The sequence below is a fragment of the Deinococcus taeanensis genome (assembly GCF_020229735.1).
GTDB lineage: Bacteria > Deinococcota > Deinococci > Deinococcales > Deinococcaceae > Deinococcus > Deinococcus taeanensis.
In genome coordinates this window covers 1,364,437-1,383,588 of sequence record NZ_CP083455.1, presented here as the reverse complement: position 1 = coordinate 1,383,588, position 19,152 = coordinate 1,364,437, and the positions used below count along the sequence as shown (strand labels likewise).

General features: G+C 68.8%; 20 protein-coding genes and 1 tRNA gene. 14 read left to right on the top strand and 7 right to left on the bottom strand.

Going from position 1 to position 19,152, the window contains the following annotated elements; translation table 11 throughout:
- The first annotated feature begins 59 nt into the window (after nt 1-59).
- Nucleotides 60-1,391, top strand: a complete 1,332-nt coding sequence (gene glmM / locus LAJ19_RS06765) for a phosphoglucosamine mutase (protein WP_225477808.1) — start codon at nt 60-62, stop codon at nt 1,389-1,391.
- Between the two features lie 482 nt (nt 1,392-1,873).
- Here the strand turns inward: glmM and rpsT are convergent, their stop codons facing one another.
- Nucleotides 1,874-2,152 carry a 30S ribosomal protein S20 gene (rpsT, locus tag LAJ19_RS06760; protein WP_225477806.1) on the bottom strand — a complete coding sequence of 93 codons (279 nt, stop codon included), beginning with the start codon at nt 2,150-2,152 and terminating at the stop codon, nt 1,874-1,876.
- Between the two features lie 214 nt (nt 2,153-2,366).
- On the opposite strand from rpsT, the gene LAJ19_RS06755 reads away from it, so the two are divergent.
- The 7 genes from LAJ19_RS06755 (at nt 2,367) to LAJ19_RS06725 (ending at nt 6,357) form a co-directional block, all read left to right on the top strand.
- Nucleotides 2,367-2,942 carry a regulatory protein RecX gene (locus LAJ19_RS06755; protein ID WP_225477804.1) on the top strand — a complete coding sequence of 192 codons (576 nt, stop codon included), beginning with the start codon at nt 2,367-2,369 and terminating at the stop codon, nt 2,940-2,942.
- A 170-nt stretch (nt 2,943-3,112) separates the two neighbouring features.
- Nucleotides 3,113-3,189 (top strand) — tRNA-Pro (locus LAJ19_RS06750).
- Nucleotides 3,190-3,245: 56 nt separating this feature from the next.
- Nucleotides 3,246-3,953, top strand: coding sequence for a metallophosphoesterase (locus tag LAJ19_RS06745; protein WP_225477802.1), 708 nt, complete (start codon nt 3,246-3,248; stop codon nt 3,951-3,953).
- A 97-nt stretch (nt 3,954-4,050) separates the two neighbouring features.
- Entirely contained in the window at nt 4,051-4,476 is a 426-nt protein-coding gene (locus LAJ19_RS06740; RefSeq protein WP_225477800.1) for a MerR family transcriptional regulator, read from the top strand.
- Nucleotides 4,473-4,934 (top strand): putative antibiotic biosynthesis monooxygenase, encoded by a 462-nt coding sequence (locus tag LAJ19_RS06735; protein WP_225477798.1) that lies wholly within the window; start codon nt 4,473-4,475, stop codon nt 4,932-4,934. Before LAJ19_RS06740 ends, LAJ19_RS06735 begins: the two co-directional genes overlap by 4 nt.
- Complete coding sequence (locus LAJ19_RS06730; RefSeq protein WP_225477795.1) at nt 4,931-5,926, top strand: aldo/keto reductase; 996 nt, start codon at nt 4,931-4,933, stop codon at nt 5,924-5,926. Before LAJ19_RS06735 ends, LAJ19_RS06730 begins: the two co-directional genes overlap by 4 nt.
- A 65-nt stretch (nt 5,927-5,991) precedes the next feature.
- Nucleotides 5,992-6,357 carry a hypothetical protein gene (locus LAJ19_RS06725; protein WP_225477794.1) on the top strand — a complete coding sequence of 122 codons (366 nt, stop codon included), beginning with the start codon at nt 5,992-5,994 and terminating at the stop codon, nt 6,355-6,357.
- Nucleotides 6,358-6,491: 134 nt separating this feature from the next.
- On the opposite strand, the gene LAJ19_RS06720 is transcribed toward LAJ19_RS06725, so the two are convergent.
- Nucleotides 6,492-8,246: a DEAD/DEAH box RNA helicase gene (locus LAJ19_RS06720; protein WP_225477792.1), complete on the bottom strand. Its 1,755-nt coding sequence runs from the start codon at nt 8,244-8,246 to the stop codon at nt 6,492-6,494.
- Between the two features lie 165 nt (nt 8,247-8,411).
- The gene (locus LAJ19_RS06715; RefSeq protein ID WP_225523216.1) at nt 8,412-9,377 is read right to left on the bottom strand and encodes an RluA family pseudouridine synthase; all 966 of its coding nucleotides are present in this window, start codon (nt 9,375-9,377) and stop codon (nt 8,412-8,414) included.
- A 127-nt stretch (nt 9,378-9,504) separates the two neighbouring features.
- On the opposite strand from LAJ19_RS06715, the gene LAJ19_RS06710 reads away from it, so the two are divergent.
- From LAJ19_RS06710 to LAJ19_RS06700, 3 genes are all read left to right on the top strand, one after another.
- Nucleotides 9,505-9,744: a Sec-independent protein translocase subunit TatA/TatB gene (locus LAJ19_RS06710; protein ID WP_225477790.1), complete on the top strand. Its 240-nt coding sequence runs from the start codon at nt 9,505-9,507 to the stop codon at nt 9,742-9,744.
- 82 nt (nt 9,745-9,826) lie between these two features.
- On the top strand, nt 9,827-10,363 hold the full coding sequence (locus tag LAJ19_RS06705) for an RNA polymerase sigma factor (RefSeq protein ID WP_225477788.1): 537 nt from the start codon (nt 9,827-9,829) through the stop codon (nt 10,361-10,363).
- Between the two features lie 59 nt (nt 10,364-10,422).
- On the top strand, nt 10,423-11,106 hold the full coding sequence (locus LAJ19_RS06700; protein ID WP_225477786.1) for an anti-sigma factor: 684 nt from the start codon (nt 10,423-10,425) through the stop codon (nt 11,104-11,106).
- A gap of 65 nt (nt 11,107-11,171) precedes the next feature.
- Here the strand turns inward: LAJ19_RS06700 and LAJ19_RS06695 are convergent, their stop codons facing one another.
- The 3 genes from LAJ19_RS06695 to LAJ19_RS06685 form a co-directional block, all read right to left on the bottom strand.
- A complete protein-coding gene (locus LAJ19_RS06695) occupies nt 11,172-12,941 on the bottom strand; it encodes an ATP-binding protein (protein ID WP_225523215.1) in 1,770 nt (589 codons plus the stop codon).
- A gap of 47 nt (nt 12,942-12,988) precedes the next feature.
- Nucleotides 12,989-14,035: a DNA double-strand break repair nuclease NurA gene (locus LAJ19_RS06690; RefSeq protein ID WP_225477784.1), complete on the bottom strand. Its 1,047-nt coding sequence runs from the start codon at nt 14,033-14,035 to the stop codon at nt 12,989-12,991.
- 91 nt (nt 14,036-14,126) lie between these two features.
- Entirely contained in the window at nt 14,127-14,753 is a 627-nt protein-coding gene (locus LAJ19_RS06685) for a cyclic nucleotide-binding domain-containing protein (RefSeq protein WP_225477783.1), read from the bottom strand.
- 202 nt (nt 14,754-14,955) lie between these two features.
- Here LAJ19_RS06685 and LAJ19_RS06680 point away from each other — a divergent pair, with 202 nt between their 5' ends.
- Together LAJ19_RS06680 and LAJ19_RS06675 are read left to right on the top strand one after the other, a co-directional pair.
- Nucleotides 14,956-15,852: a histone deacetylase family protein gene (locus LAJ19_RS06680; protein ID WP_225477782.1), complete on the top strand. Its 897-nt coding sequence runs from the start codon at nt 14,956-14,958 to the stop codon at nt 15,850-15,852.
- Between the two features lie 55 nt (nt 15,853-15,907).
- The gene (locus LAJ19_RS06675) at nt 15,908-17,134 is read left to right on the top strand and encodes an MFS transporter (protein ID WP_225477780.1); all 1,227 of its coding nucleotides are present in this window, start codon (nt 15,908-15,910) and stop codon (nt 17,132-17,134) included.
- 63 nt (nt 17,135-17,197) lie between these two features.
- On the opposite strand, the gene LAJ19_RS06670 is transcribed toward LAJ19_RS06675, so the two are convergent.
- Nucleotides 17,198-17,923 (bottom strand): amino acid ABC transporter ATP-binding protein, encoded by a 726-nt coding sequence (locus tag LAJ19_RS06670; RefSeq protein ID WP_225523214.1) that lies wholly within the window; start codon nt 17,921-17,923, stop codon nt 17,198-17,200.
- Between the two features lie 237 nt (nt 17,924-18,160).
- Between LAJ19_RS06670 and LAJ19_RS06665 the strand changes: the two genes are divergently transcribed.
- On the top strand, nt 18,161-19,129 hold the full coding sequence (locus LAJ19_RS06665) for a TAXI family TRAP transporter solute-binding subunit (RefSeq protein ID WP_225477778.1): 969 nt from the start codon (nt 18,161-18,163) through the stop codon (nt 19,127-19,129).
- The last annotated feature ends 23 nt before the right edge of the window (nt 19,130-19,152 follow it).

The window sequence follows — 19,152 nt, the reverse complement described above, 5'->3', positions numbered from 1 at the left end:
GGCGCCGCCGGGGTTGCACGGAGGCTCAGCCGCGCCCGCCGCGTATCATGGGCGCCACCATGAGTGAACGGAAGTATTTCGGAACGGACGGCGTGCGCGCTGTCGCGGGCGCCTACCCCCTGACCGCCGCGTGGGTGATGTCCCTCGGCGCCGCGGCCGGCGAGGTTCTCAAAGAGCAGAATCCGCGCGCCACGGTCGTGATCGGCAAGGACACCCGCCAGAGCGGCGACATGCTCGAAGCCGCCCTCGCCGCCGGGCTCACGAGCCGCGGCGTGAACGTCGTGCACCTCGGCGTGCTGCCCACCCCCGGCGTCAGCTACCTGACCCGGCACCTGAAGGCCGATGCGGGCGTCGTGATCAGCGCCTCGCACAACCCCTACGAGGACAACGGCATCAAGTTCTTCGGCGCGGACGGTCAGAAACTCCGTGACGCCACCGAACTGCAGATCGAGGCCGCCATCGACCGCGTGCCGGACCTCACGCCCGTCACAGGCGTGGATCTGGGCAGTGTCACCAACTACACCGAAGCAGAACGGCTCTACGTCAACTTCCTCCTCACGCACGCGCCGGACCTGAGCGGCCTGCGCATCGCCATGGACTGCGCCAACGGCGCCGCGTACCGCGTGGGCCCCAAGGTGTTCCAGGCGGCCGGCGCGGACGTGTTCGCGGTGTACACCACCCCGGACGGCCGGAACATCAACCGCGGGTGCGGCAGTACGCACATGGATCACCTGCAGCGCATCGTGCGTGAAGGCGGGTACGACCTGGGCGTTGCCTTCGACGGCGACGCCGACCGCGCCCTGTTCGTGGACAGCCGCGGACAGGTCGTCCACGGTGACCACATGCTCCTTCTGAATGCGCGCGCGCGCGGCGAGACGGCGGTCGTCACCACCATCATGGCGAACATGGCCCTGGAAGTGAAACTGAGCGAGGCGGGCATCCCGCTGGAACGCACCGCGGTGGGCGACCGGTACGTGCATGAACGCCTGCACGGGCAGCACCTGAACCTGGGCGGCGAACAGAGCGGGCATATCCTGTTCCTGGATGTCTCACCGACCGGGGACGGCGTCCTGACGGCGCTGCTGACCCTGGACAGCATGAACAAACTGGGCACGACCCTCGACGCCCTGCATGACGACCTCGTGATGTTCCCGCAGACCCTGGTGAACGTCCGCGTGAGCGACAAGAAGGCCATCGCCCTGGACCCCGAGGTGCAGCAGGCCGTAGCGCGGGCCGAGGCGCAGCTGCACGGCAAAGGCCGCGTGAACCTGCGCCCCAGCGGCACCGAGAATCTGATCCGCGTGATGGTCGAGGGCCAGAACGCCGAGGAGATCCATGAGGTTGCCCGGGTGCTGGCCAGCGTGGTCGAGGCGCGCGGCGCCCAGGCCTGACCAACGGCGCGTGAGTACTACGCCACGGCCTGAAGTCACGCGCTGCTCCACTCAGCCTGCGCCTCCTCTCAGGGCTCTTCAGCAACGACCCCCGGCTGGCGGACGGCCATGCCACCTGCCTCAGGCTGCGACGCGTGCCCGGCTCCAGCCCTGAGAGGACGGCCCGCGGAGCCTGAACGCGTCCGCACAGTTGGACACTGCCTGTTCCTGAGAACCGGGCACAGAACGCGTGTGGGTGCGCTGCGCAGCCTGAATCCACGCGGGCATGCAGGCCGCTGTACCTGTTGCCAAGCCCCCCTGATCCGGCACGGAGGCGGGGGATTTCAGCCTCAACCCGTCTCATGACCTCCACTGGCAGGGTCTGAGGTTCAGGGCTGCTAAGGTCGCTGGGTTCGCTCGGCGCGCCCCTGTACTACGGCGGCCCACCCTGAACCAGAACGCAGCGCGCCGGACTGGTCCGGCGCGCTGCGTTCTGAGGGACTTCAGCCCTGCTGGGTGGCCTTGGCGCGGTTGATCGCCTTGGCCAGACGGCTCTTCTTGCGGGCCGCGGTGTTCTTGTGCAGGGTGCTGCCCTTGGCGGCCTTGTCGATCAGGCTCTCGGCGCGGGCCTGCAGGGTCGCGATGTCCTCGGCGCCAGTCTGGGCGGCTACCACGGCCTTCTTGGTGAAGGTCTTGATGGTGCTCTTGCGGCTGCGGTTGATCAGGCGGCGCTTGAGGCTCTGGCGGTGACGTTTCTGGGCGGACTTGTGACGAAGGGCCATGTGTGTTCTCCTTTTCACCCGCCGCCTGTCCGGCGGATCGGGGCGGTTCCCGAACCGGGGAACGCGAGCGTCCGGGAAGCGAACTTGCTTCCGCAGCGCACCGGGGTGCCGTCTCGCTGAACGGCTGAGCACCCGGGCCGCTCACCGTAACTGGTGGGCAACCTCGTGACTATACCCGCCTTTGCGCCGCACAGCAAGCGGCATACTGACCCGCATGAAAGGACGACGCCCCCGCCCGGAGGCCCGCACCGGCCCGGACGCCGCGCCCACCCCGCCGCGCGCGCCCCGCACCCCGCAGGAAGAACGCGACGCACTGCTCGCCTATGCGTTCCGCGCGCTGGGCCAGCGCGCCTTGAGCGCCCAGGAACTCCGCGCAAGGCTGGAGCGGCGCAGCACGGACCTGGACCTGGTGGAGGACATCCTGACCCGCGTGCAGGAGCTCGGGTACCAGAACGACGAGCAGGTCGCCCGCGTGGAGGGCGCGCGGCGCGGAGTGGGCGCCATGCGTGTGCGGCAGACCCTGAAACGGCGCGGCGTGAGCGAGGACCTGATCCGAGACACGGTCAGTGCCCGTGACCCGGATGACGAGGTGCAGGCCGTTCAGGCCCTCCTCGCGCGGCGCTGGTCGTCGTTTGCCCGCAAGAGGGACCCGCAGGCCAGTGCGTTCTCGTTTCTCGCGCGGCGCGGGTATCCCGGGAGCGTGATCTGGCCCGTGATTCGGGCGTTCGTGGCGGAGCTGCCTGACGTTCCCGACCTTCCCGATGAGCTGCCGGACGACCTGGAGGACTGAGCCGCAGCACCCGGCGAGGACGCGGGCTGCTGACGTTCAGCGGCTCCCTTCCGGAAAAGCTGGCGCTGCGGTGCGCGATCGGCAGATTGCAGCGCGCTTGACACCCCAGAGGGCCGCGCGTAGACTTCTCCCTGCCCTGCCGCCAGACGGTGCGGGTGATGGTCGGAAGTCGGGGCGTAGCGCAGCCTGGTAGCGCACTTCGTTCGGGACGAAGGGGTCGGAGGTTCGAATCCTCTCGCCCCGACCATCGCCAAAAGGCCCTCCCCAAGCGCGGGAGGGCCTTTTGTCACCCCTGGAGAGAACATGCGCGTGTACGCCATCGCCGACCTGCACCTCGCCTTCACCACCCCGAAACCCATGACGGTCTTCGGGTCGCAGTGGGCCGGTCACCCGCAGGCCATCTTTGACGAGTGGCGCGCCGCGGTGCGCGACGAGGACCTGGTTCTGCTGCCCGGTGACCTGTCGTGGGCCATGCGCCTCCCGGACGCCCTGCAGGATCTGGCGCCGGTGGCTGCGCTGCCCGGCACCAAGGTGCTGCTGCGAGGAAATCATGATTACTGGTGGCCGACCGCCGCGAAGCTGCGCGCCGCCCTGCCGCCCGGCATGCTGGCTGTGGTGAACGACGCCGTGCGGGTGGGGAACGTGGTGGTGTGCGGTTCACGCGGCTGGGTCACGCCCGGACACGAACCACTGAGTGCTGAGGATGACCGTCTGCTGGCCCGTGAGGGCGAGCGCCTCGCGCTGAGCGTGAACGCGGCGCGAGCTGTGCGGCGGCCCGGTGATCACCTGATTCTGATGCTGCATTACCCGCCAGCCTCGCCGCCGTACCCGGGCAATGCACTGACCCGCGTGATAGACGACGCCCGGCCGGATCTGGTGGTGTACGGGCACCTGCACGGCGTGGCGCCGGAACGGGCCATGCGGCACGTGAATGGCGTGCCGGCTCATCTGGTGGCGGCAGATGGCCTGAAATTCCGCCCGAAGCTTCTGCTCGATACGGGCTGCTCCTGAGGCGTCCTGCATGGGCAGCGGGCGCAGGGCTTTACCGGCGCTTCATCTGGTTCCTGGCCCTTGACTTAGAGCGCGCTCGAAGGGGTACGGTGCGCCCATGGCCGATCCACCCACCGCACTGACCATTCAGGACGCCGCGCTGAGACTCGGCGTGAGCCCCCACACCCTGCGCTATTACGACCGCGAAGGGCTCCTCAGCGTGCCGCGCACAGGCAGCGGAGAGCGCCGCTACAGTGACGTTGAACTGCGCTTTCTGACCTTCCTGATCTACCTCCGGGGCACCGGCATGCCCATGGCTGGCCTGCGCGACTACGCCGCGCTGTTCCGCCAGGGTGACGCGAGCATTCCGCAGCGCCGCGTCCTGCTGGTGGCGCACGAGCGGCACGTCGCGCGGCAGCTCGAGGACATGAAGCGCGCCCTGGAGGCCATCCGCAACAAGATCGCCCGGTACGATGAACTGCGCTGTTCTGGCCAGGCGCCTTCGCCTGAACGCGCCGCGGCGTCTGCCCCGGAGTACGCATGAACCGGCCTGGACCGTCCAGTCCCGTGCGCCTCATGGTGGGGCGGTGGCTGGGGATCTACCCCAGTATCACCGCGCTGCTGCTGGTGCTCGGGCCGTTTCTGCTGGGCCGCTTTCCCACGCCGCTGATCGCGTTGCTACTCACCGCAGTGCTCGTGCCCCTCACCCATTACGTCATGTTTCCGCTGGTTGAACACCTCACGCGCGGCTGGGTCCGCTTTCCCGCGCTGCTCGGCGCGGCACACCACCGCGTGGCCCTGCTGGTGTGGGCGGTCACGTACCCCCTGATCACGGCTGTTCTGCTGCTGGTCCTGCCGGTTCTGGCCGGACACACTCCCGTCCCCGTCATCACTCTGGTTGTCACCCTGATCGCCGTTCCCCTGCAGTCCCTGCTCATCCTGCCCCGCCTGATGCCGCGCGCCCTGCCCTGGATCCTGGGCGCGCAGAGGAGCCCCGCATGACCCCCAGCCCCCTGCCCACCCGTACCCTCGGAACCCTCACTGTGTCTGCCCTCGGCCTGGGCTGCATGGGCATGAGTGCCTTCTACGGTCCGCGCGACGACAGCGAGAACCTCCGCACCCTGGACCGCGCCCTGGAGCTGGGCGTGACCTTCTACGATACCGCCGACATGTACGGCCCGCACACCAACGAGGAACTCCTCGGCGGCTGGCTGCAGGGCAAACGCGACCGCGTGATTCTCGCCACGAAGTTCGGCATTCAGTTCGCTCCGGACGCCCCTGGTGGGCGGCGCGTCAACGGCCGGCCCGAGTACGTCCGGCAGGCCATTGAAGGCAGCCTCAAGCGCCTGCGCACCGACCACGTGGACCTGTACTACCTGCACCGTGTGGACCCGGACACCCCAATTGAGGACACCGTCGGAGCCATGAGCGACCTTGTGCGCGAGGGTCTGGTCCGCGCCATCGGGCTCAGTGAAGCCAGCCCGGACACCCTGCGCCGGGCTCACGCCACCCACCCCATCACGGCGCTGCAAAGCGAATACTCCCTGTGGACCCGGGACCCGGAGCAGGACGTGCTGGCCACCTGCCGCGAACTGGGCGTGGGCTTCGTGCCGTACAGCCCGCTGGGCCGGGGCTTCCTGACCGGTGAGATCCGCACCCCGGACGACCTTGCCGACGACGACTTCCGCAAGCACAACCCCCGCTTCCAGGGGGAGAACTTCCAGAAGAACCTCGACCTTGTGCGCGAGGTCCGCGCCCTGGCGGCCGACAAGGGCTGCACGCCGTCGCAGCTGGCCCTCGCCTGGGTGCTGGCGCAGGGCCCGGACCTCGTTCCGATCCCCGGCACCAAGCGCGTGAAGTACCTGGAGGACAACCTGGGGGCCCTCAGCGTGCAACTGACCCCCGACGAACTGGCCCGCATCGACGCCGCCTTCCCGCCCGGCGCGGCGCAGGGCACCCGTTACCCTGAGTCGAGCATGAGCAGCCTCAGCTGAGGCGGGCCAGGCGGAATGCAGTCCAGTCCGCCTCCCCGCGGCGCGCAACGTGGCAGCATAACCGGGTGAATGCCCAGATGCTCAGAACGGCCCTGATCACCGGCGCGGTGATTGGGGCGCTTAACATTGTCTTTGCCGCGCTCGACTACGGCCTGGAGGCGCTGCCCGCCTGGTTCTTCCTGGCCCAGCTGCTGCTGCTGCCGGCGATGCTGCTGCCCATGCGGTACTTCCCTCAGGCCGTGCTCACGCGGGCCTTCCTCGCCCGGGCAGGCCTGTACGCCCTGGGCTGGGCGGTACCTTACGCCATCTACAAGTTCGCGCACGACGTGCTCAGCCCCGCCTTCAACCCTCTGATCTCCCTCGCGTCGTACCTGGTGACCGTGGTGGTGTTCTCCCTGCTGTTCGCCGCGATTCGCCGCCCCCGCGACTGACCAGACCCGCTCCCGGCGCGCGCTGCACGTGCGGAGCACTCTGGCCTGAGTGCCACCCGTTCCAGTCAGGGTACCGCCCTTCAGCATGCAAACGCCCCCTCCTGTGTGGAGGGGGCGTTTACTGATATCAGCGTTCAGCGGCTGGAAGGCACGAACTCGCGGTCCGCGAAGTCCTCGCGGGGCCGTCCGCCACGGTCGTCACGGTCACGGCTCCAGCGGCCCTGACCCTGCCCGCCACGGCTTCCGCCCTGGTACCCGCCGCGCGAACCGCCACCGCCACGGTCGTCGCGGTAGCCACGGCCACCCTGGTAGCCGCCGCTGCCTTCACGGCGTTCACGGGTGGGCTGCTCGAATAGTTCGGGGAGTTCCTGAGCCACTTCCACCTGCACCTCACCTTCCAGCGGGCTGGCAGCCAGGAGTTTCTCCACGAATTCGCTGGGCACGTCGGCGACCGCACCGCCGCGCCACTGACGGACCTTGCCCAGCCGGCGGGTGTCGAGGTCGCTGTTGCGGGCGATGACGGCCACGGCGCGCGCCACACTCATGCGCTCGGCGTGCAGCACGATGGTCGTCTGACCTTCCTCGCCGCTGAGGAGGCTGGCGGCCTTGACGGGCTCGGTCACGCCGCTGATCTTCGCCAGGGCGCGCGCCAGGGCTTCCAGGCCCAGCTCACTGAACAGACGTTCGGCTTCCGCCTGGAAGGTGCTCGCCACGCCGGTGTCCACCTTGCGGACCATGTCGGCGCTGGTGCGGGCGCTCGCGGCCTGCACTTCCTTGGGGGTGGGGAGGGGACGCTCGATGAAGCGCACGCCGGTCACGCGTTCCAGGCCCATCACTTCGCGGTTTTCCCGGTCGCTGTACATGATGATGGCCGTGCCGGTGCGGCCCGCGCGGCCTGTACGGCCGGAGCGGTGCACGTAGCTGTCGGGGTCCTGCGGCAGGTGGTACTGCACCACCAGGTCCACTTCCGGAATGTCCAGACCACGCGCAGCCACGTCGGTGGCGACCAGGACGTTGGCACGGCCATTGCGGAAGGCGCCGAGGGCACGTTCACGCTGGCTCTGGGCGAGGTCGCCGTGAAGCGCTTCGCTTTCAATGCCGCGGTGAATCAGTTCGTTGGCCAGTTCGTCCGCTTCACGCTTGGTGCGGGTGAACACGATGGCTTTTTCCGGGTTGTAGATGGTGAGCAGGTCGGCGAGCACGCGGGTGCGGGTGCGGCCCACCTTCACCTTCAGGTGCTCGACGGTCTGCGCCGCCTGGCTCTTGCCTTCCCCAACCATGTCCAGCAGCAGGGGGTCGTTCAGGTACTTGCGCGACAGGCGCTTGATGTCACCGTTGAGGGTGGCGCTGAACAGCATGGTCTGACGGGTTTCCGGCGTTTTCTGCAGGATGGTTTCGATCGCTTCGGCGAAGCCGACGGAGAGCATTTCGTCCGCTTCGTCCAGCACTGCGAATTCTACGGCGCTGAGGTCGAGGTTGCCGCGTTCGAGGTGGTCAATGAGGCGGCCGGGGGTGCCGACCACGACGTCCACGCCACGGCGCAGCGCGTTTTCCTGCGGGGCGTAGGCAGCGCCGCCGTACACGGTGACGGTGGTCAGGCCGACGCCGCTCTTGCTGAACTCCTCGGCAACCTGCTTGGCCAGTTCGCGGGTGGGGGCCACGACGATGGCGCGGGGCAGGCGGGCACGTTCGCGGCTGGGTTCCATCTTGCTGATGATGGGCAGGGCAAAGGCCAGCGTCTTGCCGGTGCCGGTGCGGGCGCGGCCGATCATGTCGCGGCCCTGCAGGGTGTGGGGCAGGCTTTCGGCCTGGATGGGGCTGGCTTCCGTAATACCGCGCTCGGCGAGACGCGCCGCGAGTTCGGGCGCAATCAGTTGATCAAAGTTCATTTGTGGTCCTTTCGGGAAAGCACAGCCCCAGTGACCAGCAAACGCCCTTGAAACGGCATCCAGCATGTCCTGAAAGTGGGGGCACTCTCCAGCCGCCCGGGAACTTCCCGCCGCGGCGCACGAATTGATACTATACACCCTTGGGGGTCATAAAGCAAGTGGTGTTCAGCGCGGCGCGCGTTCCAGGTCGTCCGGCACCTGACCGCCCAGCGTGACCCACGCGTGCAGCAGATCGTCCGGTACCGGCGCGTGCAGCTGCAGCGCCGCACCGCTGACCGGGTGCGGCACGGTCAGGAACTGCGCGTGCAGCGCGTGCCGTTTCATGACCTCGCTCTCCCGGCCGTAGACGCTGTCACCCAGGATCGGGCTGCCCAGATGCGCCAGATGCACCCGGATCTGGTGGGTGCGGCCCGTCCGCGGCTGCGCCCGCACCAGCGCCAGCGTGCGCCCATGCCCATCCGGATGAACGGCCAGCGGCGTGAACAGCGTCTGAGCTTCACGCGGATGGGCGCCGCCGACCGTCATGCGCTGGCGCTGCACCGGGTGCCGGCCGATTGAGACGTCCACGTTCACCTGCTCCTGCGCCCGCCACTGCCCCGCCGCGATCGCCAGGTACGTCTTGCGGGTTTCGCGGTCCTTGAACGCCGCCGCGAGCCGCGCGTGCGCTCCCACCGTTTTGGCCACCACGATCACGCCGCTGGTGTCCCGGTCCAGTCGGTGCACAATGCCTGGCCGGTACCCGTCCGGCCCGTCAAATCCTGACTGTTCCGGCAGGGCCATGCGGCCCAGCAGGGCGTTCACCAGCGTGCCGGTCGTCACGCCCGGCGCCGGGTGGGTGACCATTCCCGCGGGCTTGTTCACCGCAATCAGGTACTCGTCCTCGTACAGCACCTCCAGCGGCACCTGTTCAGGCTCGACCGTCGCGTCCGGCGGCGGCGGCACCTGCACGGTCAGCGTCTCGCCCCCCCGCAACTTCAGGCTGGCCTTCACGGCCACCTCTGTGCCCACCTGCACGAACCCACCGGCAATCCACCCGGCCACCTGCGACCGGCTCGCGCCGCTCAGGCCTGAGAGCACCGCGTCCAGGCGGCCTGGGGTGGCAGTCACGATCAGCGGGGCGGGGGAGGGCAACGTACTCACGGCGCGCAGTGTACCCGCTCCCCTGCGGCAGACGCCCGGTGATCCAATTGCGCCCGGAGTGCATATGTCTGAGTGAACAGCGGCCCCCCACCCCCTTACCCCTCCAGGAGGAGACTTCATGCCCAACATTGGTGCCCCCGAACTTATCGTGATTCTGCTTGTCGCTCTGGTCGTCTTTGGTCCCCGCAAACTTCCGGAACTGGGCAAGAGCCTCGGTCACGGCCTGCGTGAATTCCGCAAGAGTACCCAGGGTCTGCGTGAAGAACTGACGGCCGGCATCAGCACGCCGGATGCCCCGGCCGCCCAGGTGGCCGTGCCGGCGCCCGTACCTGCCCGTGACGTCACCCCCCAGGCCTGAACAGTACCGGCACGATGAACCATCTGTAAGGGTTCCAGGCCGCGCGGCACCAGCCTGAGGCTGGTACGCTTGACAGGCATCTATGACGCCTTCCCTGCACCCCGACCTGCCCGACGAGGCACTGATCCACGCCATGGCCGGCGGCACGGAGGAGGCCTTGCAGGAACTTCACCGGCGCTACGCGCGTCTCCTGTATTCCCTCGGACACCGGATGCTCCGTCAGGCTGATGATGTTGAATCCTGTGTCCAGGACGCCTTCATGAACGCCTGGAAGCACGCCGGGCGGTTCGACCCGAAACGGGCCAAGGCCAAAACCTGGCTGGTGAGTATCGCCCACCACCGGTTCCTGCAGGAACTCCGTGACCGTCCCGACACTGCCCTCGAAATCGAGGAGTGGGACACCCCCACCAGCCCCCCCGACCCTGAGAACCAGATTATGGCGGAGCGCGCTGTGCAGGGTCTGGACGAAGCGCAGCGCACCCTGGTGGAACTCGCGTACTACCGCGGCTACTCCCACAGCGAACTGGCCATCATCACGGGCCTGCCGGTCGGTACAGTAAAATCCCGTTTGCGTTCTGCGATTGACCGAATGCGAACCCAGCTGGGCCTGTCCAGCTGAATGCCCCGCCCCCACTCCAACGCTGCGCGCAGGATAAACGCAAGGCAGGTGAAACACGCGTGACCACAACCAGAGACGACATCCTCAGCTTCGCCCTGGGCCAGCTGGCTCCCGCGGATGAGGCACGCGTGCGTGCCGCCCTAGAGGCCGACCCCGCCTTGATGGACGACTACCACGCCGATCTTGCCGCGCTGCACGCCCTTCCCGACGAACTTCCCCCACAGGCCGTTCCCGCTGGCGCCGAGGAGCGGTTGATGGCCCGGCTGCGCCGTGAGCAGGCCCACGCCCGCCCCAACCAGGTGCTGCCTGCCGCGCCGCCCGCCCCGGCTGCGGGACCCGCACGCCACCTGAACTGGCGCCTCATGCTGATGAGCGTGGTGGCCGCCCTGACGCTCGGGGTGCTGTTCCTGCGGCCGCAACCGCCGCAAGATCTGCTCAGCCAGTACAGTGCGGCGCCCGGCGCCCAGGTGCAGCCACTGACCGCCAACGGTCAGGACGTGGGTCAGCTGATCCGCCTGCCCGACGGCCGGGCCTACGTTCACCTGAACGTCCTGGCGCCCGAGAACCGCGTGTACCAGCTGTGGCGTATCGAGGACGGCAAGCCCGTGAGCGCCGGCGTGTTCGACGGTCAGGGCATCGTTATCGCCCGGGCGCAGGCGGGCCAGACTGTGGCGGTCAGTGTGGAGCCCGTGGGCGGCAGTGAGCAGCCCACGACCACTCCCATCCTCGTAAAACAGCTCTGAACCGTGCACCCGGAAGGGGAAGGCGCCGCGTGACTCCGCGTGGCGCCTTCCCCTTCCGCAGGGGCTCAGCGCAGCCAGTCCTCGCCGACCTCCTGCGCGGCGCGGCCCTGCAGGTCATCCACCTCATCCTTGCGGGTCGCCCAGGCCGGGAACGGGTAGTTCACCAGCACGGGGTTCGGAACGTCCGGCTGGCTGACCAGCATCGTTCCGGGCTGCAGAATGCCGGCGCGCGCGCGAAAGCTCTGGGGCAGGAAGCGGTACTCGGGCCGCTCGGCCTCCGCGAGGTCCAGCCGGCCGACCACCCGCACCGCGGCGTTTGACACGATGCGCCGTTCGACCTCACTGGCCGTCTGCTGAGCGCCGATCAGGATGATGCCCAGGCTGCGGCCACGCTCGGCGATATCCAGCAGCACGTCCTTGATGGGACTGTCCCCGTCGCGCGGCGCGTACTTGTTCAGTTCGTCCAGCACCACGAACACCGTGTCCTGGCGGCCGACCCGCTCCTTGTGCTCGAACAGGTCGCGCAGCAGCACGCCCACCACGAACATCTGGGCCGTGGCGGACAGCGTGTGAATATCCACCACGGTCGTCTGAACGCCCGCCTTGAGAGGATCCGGCCGGTACTGGGCGGCCTGCGTGACCGTGATGTCCCCGCGTACCAGCGGCGTGAGGTGTTTCTGCACGCCCCGCAGCCGGCGGATGAACGCCTGCAGGGTGGCGGGCGCCTGCTTGCCCACCCAGCGGCGGTCGCCCTCGCCGTCGTTGGCGTCCAGGAGTTTGTACTCCAGGTAGGCCACGAGCTGCGCGAAGGTGCTGAGGCGCACGCCGCCCATCTCGTCAAAGCGGACGTCCTCGTCCAGCAGCTGCTCCGTGTCGGGCTGCCAGTCCTCCACGGTCAGGTACGGCGTGTCGGCCCCCTGCGCGAGACGGTACAGGCGTTCCTCAATGCTGCCGATCACGAACCCCAGGTTCACGCTCGCGTCGCGGTCCACGAACACGTACGGCAGCATGCGGCGCAGGCAGAACTCCCGCAGGGAGTACAGGAACGGCGTGACGCCGCTGGCGCGCTGTTCGACATGCGCGACAATCGTTCCGCTGCTCCCTGGGCGGGGCGGCGCCAGGAACTGCACGTCCCGGAACGGCTCGGCGGGCAGACCCATCAGGGCGTACCGCGACCGGGGCAGTCCCTTCTGCGCCTGAGCGTCGGCCTCGCGCGCCGTCACATCCCGGTTGGGCTGATCGAGGAACAGCAGGTCCTCACCCTTGACGTTGAAGATCAGGGCCCGCCCGGCCGACGCACTGGCCCCCATCACGCCGCTGCGGAAGATGGAGTGCAGCAGGAACAGCGCGAAACTGGTTTTCGTGGCCACGCCGGAGATCCCGCTGATGTTGATGTGCCCGCCGTTCTCGCCGTTCACGAACCGGTAGTTGATGGGCATCACCTGCCCGTCGGCCAGGAGCCCGCCGGGAAAGGCCTTGTCACCCATCTTGTCAGCGCTCAGGGCCATGCGCAGGTCCGCGTCGCGCGCGTGGCGGACTGCGTCGCCCGGCTGAGGCGGAATGAAATTCTCGGGGTGCACCCGCGTCACGAGCACCCGCGCCGCGTAGCTCACGCTGGCAGGCAATAGCCCGGCAACAACGTCCTGCACGTCACTGTCGAAGGTGACGCCCTCATGCCGCGTGCGGACGTGATCCACAATGCCGTAGAAGCGGACCTCCGCTCCGTCGGGCTTGCGGGTCCCGACCACCACAAGGTCGTCGAGCTGCACGCTGGCGCCGGGCAGCACCGCAAACCAGAAGCTCACCGGGGTGACGTCCTGCGTGCCCAGCACCATGCCCACCACCGCGCCCGGGTGCGGCCCGCCCTGACCTTCAGGCCGGGTCACGCGACGGCCTCCTGGCCGTACGCCGCGGCGATATGCGCCCGGATGCGGCGCGTGATCAGGTCGGCGCTGCCCATGGCGCGCGTCATGGCCTGCTCCAGAGCCGCGGTGGGAATCAGGTTCTGTGGCGCACGTGGGTCCTTGTGCGGTGCGCTGCCCAGGCGGCACAGCAGCGTGCCGGACAGATTCGCCACCTCACGCACGGTGCGCGGCAGGAAGTCCGGTTCGGGCGGCGCGTACATTTCCAGGCGCATGACGCCGCTCATGGGATGCTGGTAGAAAGCCGCCTCGCACAGGCGCACGTACCAGGTGAAGCGCGTGCTGCGGCCCGTTTCGGACTTCATGTGCAGGATCGGGGTGCGCTCGCCGGGTTTCAGCCCGGACAGCAGGCCCACCCGGTCGGGCGGAAGGTACTGCGTCTGCATGGTCTTCACGTACCCGACGACCGCGCCGCCCAGCGTGGCGCCGCCGCGGCGCAGCGTGCCGTCCTGCAGGGTCAGGGCCGTGAGGGGTTCAGTGTCGTCGGTCTCGTCGAAAGGCACGCTGGACGCGTACGCGTGCGACAGGTCCTGCTCGGCATTCAGCATCAGCGCCTGCAGCCGGTGTAGCGGCGCGAGCGGGTCGCTGCCCTCGGTGGCGACGGGCGTGTACAGCAGCTGCCCGGTGTGCGGGTCCCGGGGGGAGAGCTGCGTGGGATTCACGAGAAGGTCCGGCGCGTGGGCCAGCACCCGCTGCGCGCGCACGTCAAGCAGTTCGGCGGGGCGGGTGCCGTGCGGACACAGGCTCACGGCGCCCACCACGAACGCCCCGAAGCCGCCCATGCCGGCGCTGCCGTGAGCGTCTTCCAGGAACACGCGGGATTCCATGCGGCGTTTGCCATCCACGACATACACGCGCCGCAGGCCCTGTGGAAGAGGCCGGGCCGGAATGGCCGCCCAGCGGGGCGTTTCAATGTCAATCAGGTCCCCCTGAAACGGGGCGAGGGTCAGCTGTCCGCCTTCAAGGTCCACGGGCCAGGGGTCAAGGCGAATGCGCATGCGCGCCATTCTACGTGCCGGACAGAATCGCCGGGTGGGAGCCCTGCTCAAGGCGGCGCGCCGCCCCTGGGTGGGGGCGGCGCGCCGGGCAGCAGAGCGTTCAGCCGTGGTAGCCGCTCAGCAGGCGCAGGCCGGCCTCGTCCGTGAGTGTCAGGCAGCGGTAGGCGGGGCTGAGCAGACCGTCATCCCGCATCTCCCCGATGAGTTTGCTCACACTTTCGCGCGTGGCGCCGGTGCCCTCGGCAATCAGTTCATGCGTGGCGCGCACGAAGCGGACCCCGTCCGGGTGAGTGCCGCCCAGGCTGCTGCCGGCGAGGTTCAGGAGGTAGCGGGCAATGCGTTCACGCAGGTCGCCGTCCTGAATGTGCACGCCGTCGGTCATCATGCGCTGCAGCTGTGCGCTGAGGCTGCGGGTCAGGTCCCACAGGTCAGCGGCCGACAGGTGCTGCGGGTGGATGGGGGTCAGGACGGCGTCCGTCAGGGCAACCACCTGGTGTCCGCGGGTCTGGCCGTGCAGGCACTCCTCACCGAAGATGTCGCCGGGCCGGATGTGACGCACGGTGAGGTTCCGGCCCTGGGGGGTCAGGCGCACGGCGCGCATGAGGCCGCTGTCCAGCCGGTACAGGCTGGGCGCCGCGTCGCCGGCGTAGTACAGCGTCTGCCCGCGGCGGACGGTGCGGTTGGGGTCCGTGAGATGCAGTGAGCTGGTCGGGGCAAGGTAGGTCATGGGGAGACTCCTTCGGGCCGCCCGCAGTGCGGGGGGGAGAGGGAAGGGCACGCGGCGGCTCGAACTGCCCGGATCGTACAAGGTTTGTACAACCTGTAAATGTCGGCTGCGCACAGTGTGAAAAGTCAATCAATCGAAACGTCAAAGTACTCCGTGTCCTCTCACGCCGCCGCCGCGCAGCCCACGCGGCACACTGAACGGCGTGACCGCCCCCTACCGCGCCTGGACCCCCGCCGCGTACACCTTTCCCCTCCCCGAAGGCCACCGCTTTCCCGCCTACAAGTACGCCGGCGTGCGTGAGCGCCTGAGCGGCCTGCTGCCCATTCTCGACACACCCAACCTCTCCTGGGCGGACGCCGCGCGCGCCCATGACCCCCACTGGCTGCGCCGCTGGCGGCGCGGTGAGATTGACCGCCACGAGGAGCGCGCCTTCGGCCTGCCGTGGAGCCCCGAAGTGGTCGAACGCGCCCGCCGCGCCGCGGGCGGCTCCCTCGCCGCTCTGCACGACGCTCTCGCCTGCGGGTGGGGCATCAACCTCGCGGGCGGTACCCACCACGCCTTCCTGGACCGCGCGGAAGGCTTCTGCCTGGTCAACGACGCCGCCATCCTCACCCGCCTCGCCCTCTCCGGCGGGCTGGCCTCCCGCGTCGCCGTGCTCGACCTGGACGTACACCAGGGCAACGGCACCGCCGCCCTGCTGGGCCCCGAGCCACGCGCCTTCACGCTCAGCATCCACGGCGAGCGCAACTATCCGTTCCGCAAGGAACGCAGCAGCCTGGACCTGGGACTGCCCGACGGCGTCACGGACCACGACTACCTCCGTGTGCTGCGTCAGCAGGCCCTGCCCGCCCTGGAGGCCTTCCGGCCGGACCTGCTGCTGTACCTGGCCGGGGTGGACGTGCTGGCCGGTGACCGTTTCGGTCGCTTCGCACTCACGCTGGACGGCGTGCGGGAGCGCAACCGCACGGTCCTCACCTGGGCGCGCCAGGCGGGCCTGCCGGTAGTGACCATGATGGCCGGCGGGTACAACCACGACCACAGCCTGACCGTGGAAGCGCACGCCAGTGTCGTGCTCGACGGCCTGGACCTCCTGAGCTGAGGGGGTGTCCAGCCACCCCGGTCAACGGAACCGGTCCGGGCGGATAATGCGCCGCATGACCCGTCGGGCCCCCTGGAACCGGAACGAACGGCTCGGCATTCTCAACGGCTGGGCCGTCTTCCTGGGCGACGGCTTCCTCAGCGTTGCCGTGGTTCTCACCGGCTTCGCTGCCCGCCTCGGCGCGCCCAACTGGGTGATCGGTCTGCTGCCCGGCATTGCCGGCGGCGGCTGGATGCTGCCCCAGTTACTCGTCGCCGCACGCGTCCGCGCCCTGCCGTACAAACTGCCGGTGTACCGCTCCGCGGCCCTGGTAAGAACCAGCGCCTACATCTTCATGGTGCTGGCCGCCGCGCTGCTCAGCGACCGGCCCGCACTGTGCCTGACGCTGTTTATCGTCGCCATGAGCCTGAACGCCCTGGCCTCCGGCGTGAGCGGCCTGCCGTTCCTTGAAGTGATCAGCAAGACCGTCCCCAGCGAACGCCGCGCCCGCTTCTTCGGCACCCGCAACCTGTACGGCGGCCTGCTCGCCTTCGGCGCAGGTCTGCTCGTCCGCGCCATTCTGGGCAGCGACCTGCCCTTCCCACTGAACTACGCCCTGATCTTCGCCCTGGGCACCGTTGCCTTCACGTTCGGCTACTGGGTGTTCGGTCTCGTGCAGGAACCCGCCGACCCCCCCCGGGAACCCCAGGGCACCCGCGCCGAACTGCGCGCCGTGCCCGAAACCCTGCGGGACCCGCACTTCCGCGCGTTTCTCACCGTGCGGCTGCTGCTCGCCGCCGCCAGCATGAGCGACCCGTTCCTGGCGGTGTACGCCCTGCGGGACCTGCACTACCCCCCCGCCGCGCTCGGGACCTTCGTGATGGTCCTCACCGGCGCCGCTCCCTTCTCCAACCTCGTCTGGCAGCGCGTTGCGGAACGGAAGGGCTCGCGGCGCATCATCCGCTACGCGACCGTGTTCTACGGCCTGGCGCCCCTGTGGGCCCTGACGGTCGGCACCCTGCACCTGCCCACCTGGACGTACCTGATCGCGTTCATGCTCACCAGCGTCGCCGCGCAGGGTTTCAACCTGGGGCACACCAACCACCTGCTGAACATCGCTCCGGAAGACGCCCGCAGCCGCTACATCGGCACGCTGAACACCCTGGTCGGCGCGGCGCTGTTCACGCCCGTCCTGGGCGGCCTGCTGGCCGACCGCGCCGGGTACGGCCCCGTGTTCATCCTCAGCGGCCTGCTGTGTGCCGGCGCGTGGTGGGGGTGCGGGAACCTGCGGCGCGACGCGTAAAGCCGCCCGGAGCACAAGAGAAGGGGAGAGCGTGAACCCTCCCCTGAGCCGCAGGCCCTGGCCTCAGTGGCCGAGGATCTTGCTGAGAAAGGCCTTGGCGCGGTCATGCTGGGGGTTCTGGTAGAAGGCTTCCGGGGTGGTGTCCTCGACGATCGTGCCCTGATCGAAGAACAGGATGCGGTCGGCGACCTCCCGCGCGAAGCCCATCTCGTGCGTGACGACGAGCATGGTCATGCCGCTGCGGGCAAGTTCCTTCATGACGTCCAGAACCTCCTTGATCATCTCGGGGTCCAGGGCGGAGGTGGGCTCGTCGAACAGCATGACCTTGGGGTCCATGGCGAGCGCGCGGGCGATGGCGACGCGCTGCTGTTGGCCGCCGGAGAGCTGGGCGGGGTACTTGTGGGCCTGCTCCTCGATGCCGACCCGGCGCAGCAGCTCCAGGCCGCGCGCCTCGGCGTCGGCCTTGCTCTGGCGGCGCACCCGCATGGGCGCGAGCGTGATGTTGTCCAGCACCGTCAGGTGCGGAAACAGATTGAACGACTGGAACACCATCCCCACCTCCCGCCGGATCGCGTCCAGGTTCCCCTGACCGTCCAGGGGGATCTGATCCACGGTGATCCGGCCGCCGTCATGCGGGTCGAGCGCGTTCAGCGTGCGGATGAAGGTACTTTTCCCACTCCCGCTCGGGCCGATAATCACGACGACCTCGCCGGACTGCACCGTGAGGTTCACGCCCCTGAGTGCATGAAACGTGCCGAAGTGCTTCTCCACGCCCACAGCCTCGATCATGGGCGGCCCGGCGGGCCGCGCCTTCGCGCCGGACGGATCGAGCGGAGTCTGGGCAGTCGGGGGCGTGCTGTGCGTCATGCCACGCACTGTAGCGCCCACGGCCGGTGCCGCCCACCCGGCGGGCAGGGCCAGACAGTGGGAAACAACGCCCAATGCGAATAAATTGCCCTGTGGTACCATCGCCGCACCTGTCACGTTCTGGTCAGGGCGCCGCCCTGACCGTCTCCCGGAGGAGTCATGAAGAAACACACCAAACAGATTACGGCGGTTCTCGTGCTCGGCACGGCCGCCCTCGCCCTGGCGCAGGGCACCACCTTCCTCACCATCGGTTCCGGCAGCACCACCGGGGTGTACTTTCCCGTCGCCACGGGCATGGCGAAGATGATCAACGACGCCGGCGCCGGCGTCCGCGCCAACGCCCGCTCCACGGGCGGCAGCGTGTTCAACGTGAACGCCATCGCCAGCGGCGAACTTGACGCTGCCGTCGCCCAGAACGACGTGGTGTACTACGCGTACAAGGGCACGGGCCTGCAGGCCTTCCAGGGCAAGGCGAACACCAAGCTGCGCACCATGGCCGTGCTGTACCCCGAGGTGCTGCACGTCGTGGCCCGCAAGGACAGCGGCATCCGCTCCATCGCTGATCTCAAGGGCAAACGCGTTGTGATCGGCGACCTGGGCTCCGGCACCGAGCTGACCGCCAGGCAGGTCCTTGAAGCCTACGGCATGGGCTTCGATGACCTCGGGCAGGCGCTGCGCGTGTCTCCTGCGCAGGGCATCACCCTGATGCAGGACAAACGCGCCGACGCGCTGTTCTACACGGTGGGCGTGGGCGCCAGCGCCATCAGCCAGATCGCGCAGACGGTGGACGTCGCCATGGTGCCCGTCGGCGGCAACCAGGCCGCCAGCCTGATCAAGAAGTACCCCTTCTACGTGCGGTACAACATTCCTGCCAAGAGCTACAAGGGCGTGGGTGCCACCGTGCCCAGCGTGGCCGTGCAGGCCACCCTGGTGACCAGCACGAACGTCAGCGAGGACGCCGTGTACAAGGCCATGAAGGCCATCTTCAACAGCGACGCGGACGTCAAGGCGCTGCACCCCAGCCTCGCCACCAACTTCAGCTACGAGAAGGCCGTCAAGGGCATCCCGGCGCCCCTGCACGCCGGCGCCGTGAAGTTCTTCCGGGAAAAAGGCCTGAACGTCAAGTAACGGCCACCTGCCGGGCCAGTCGA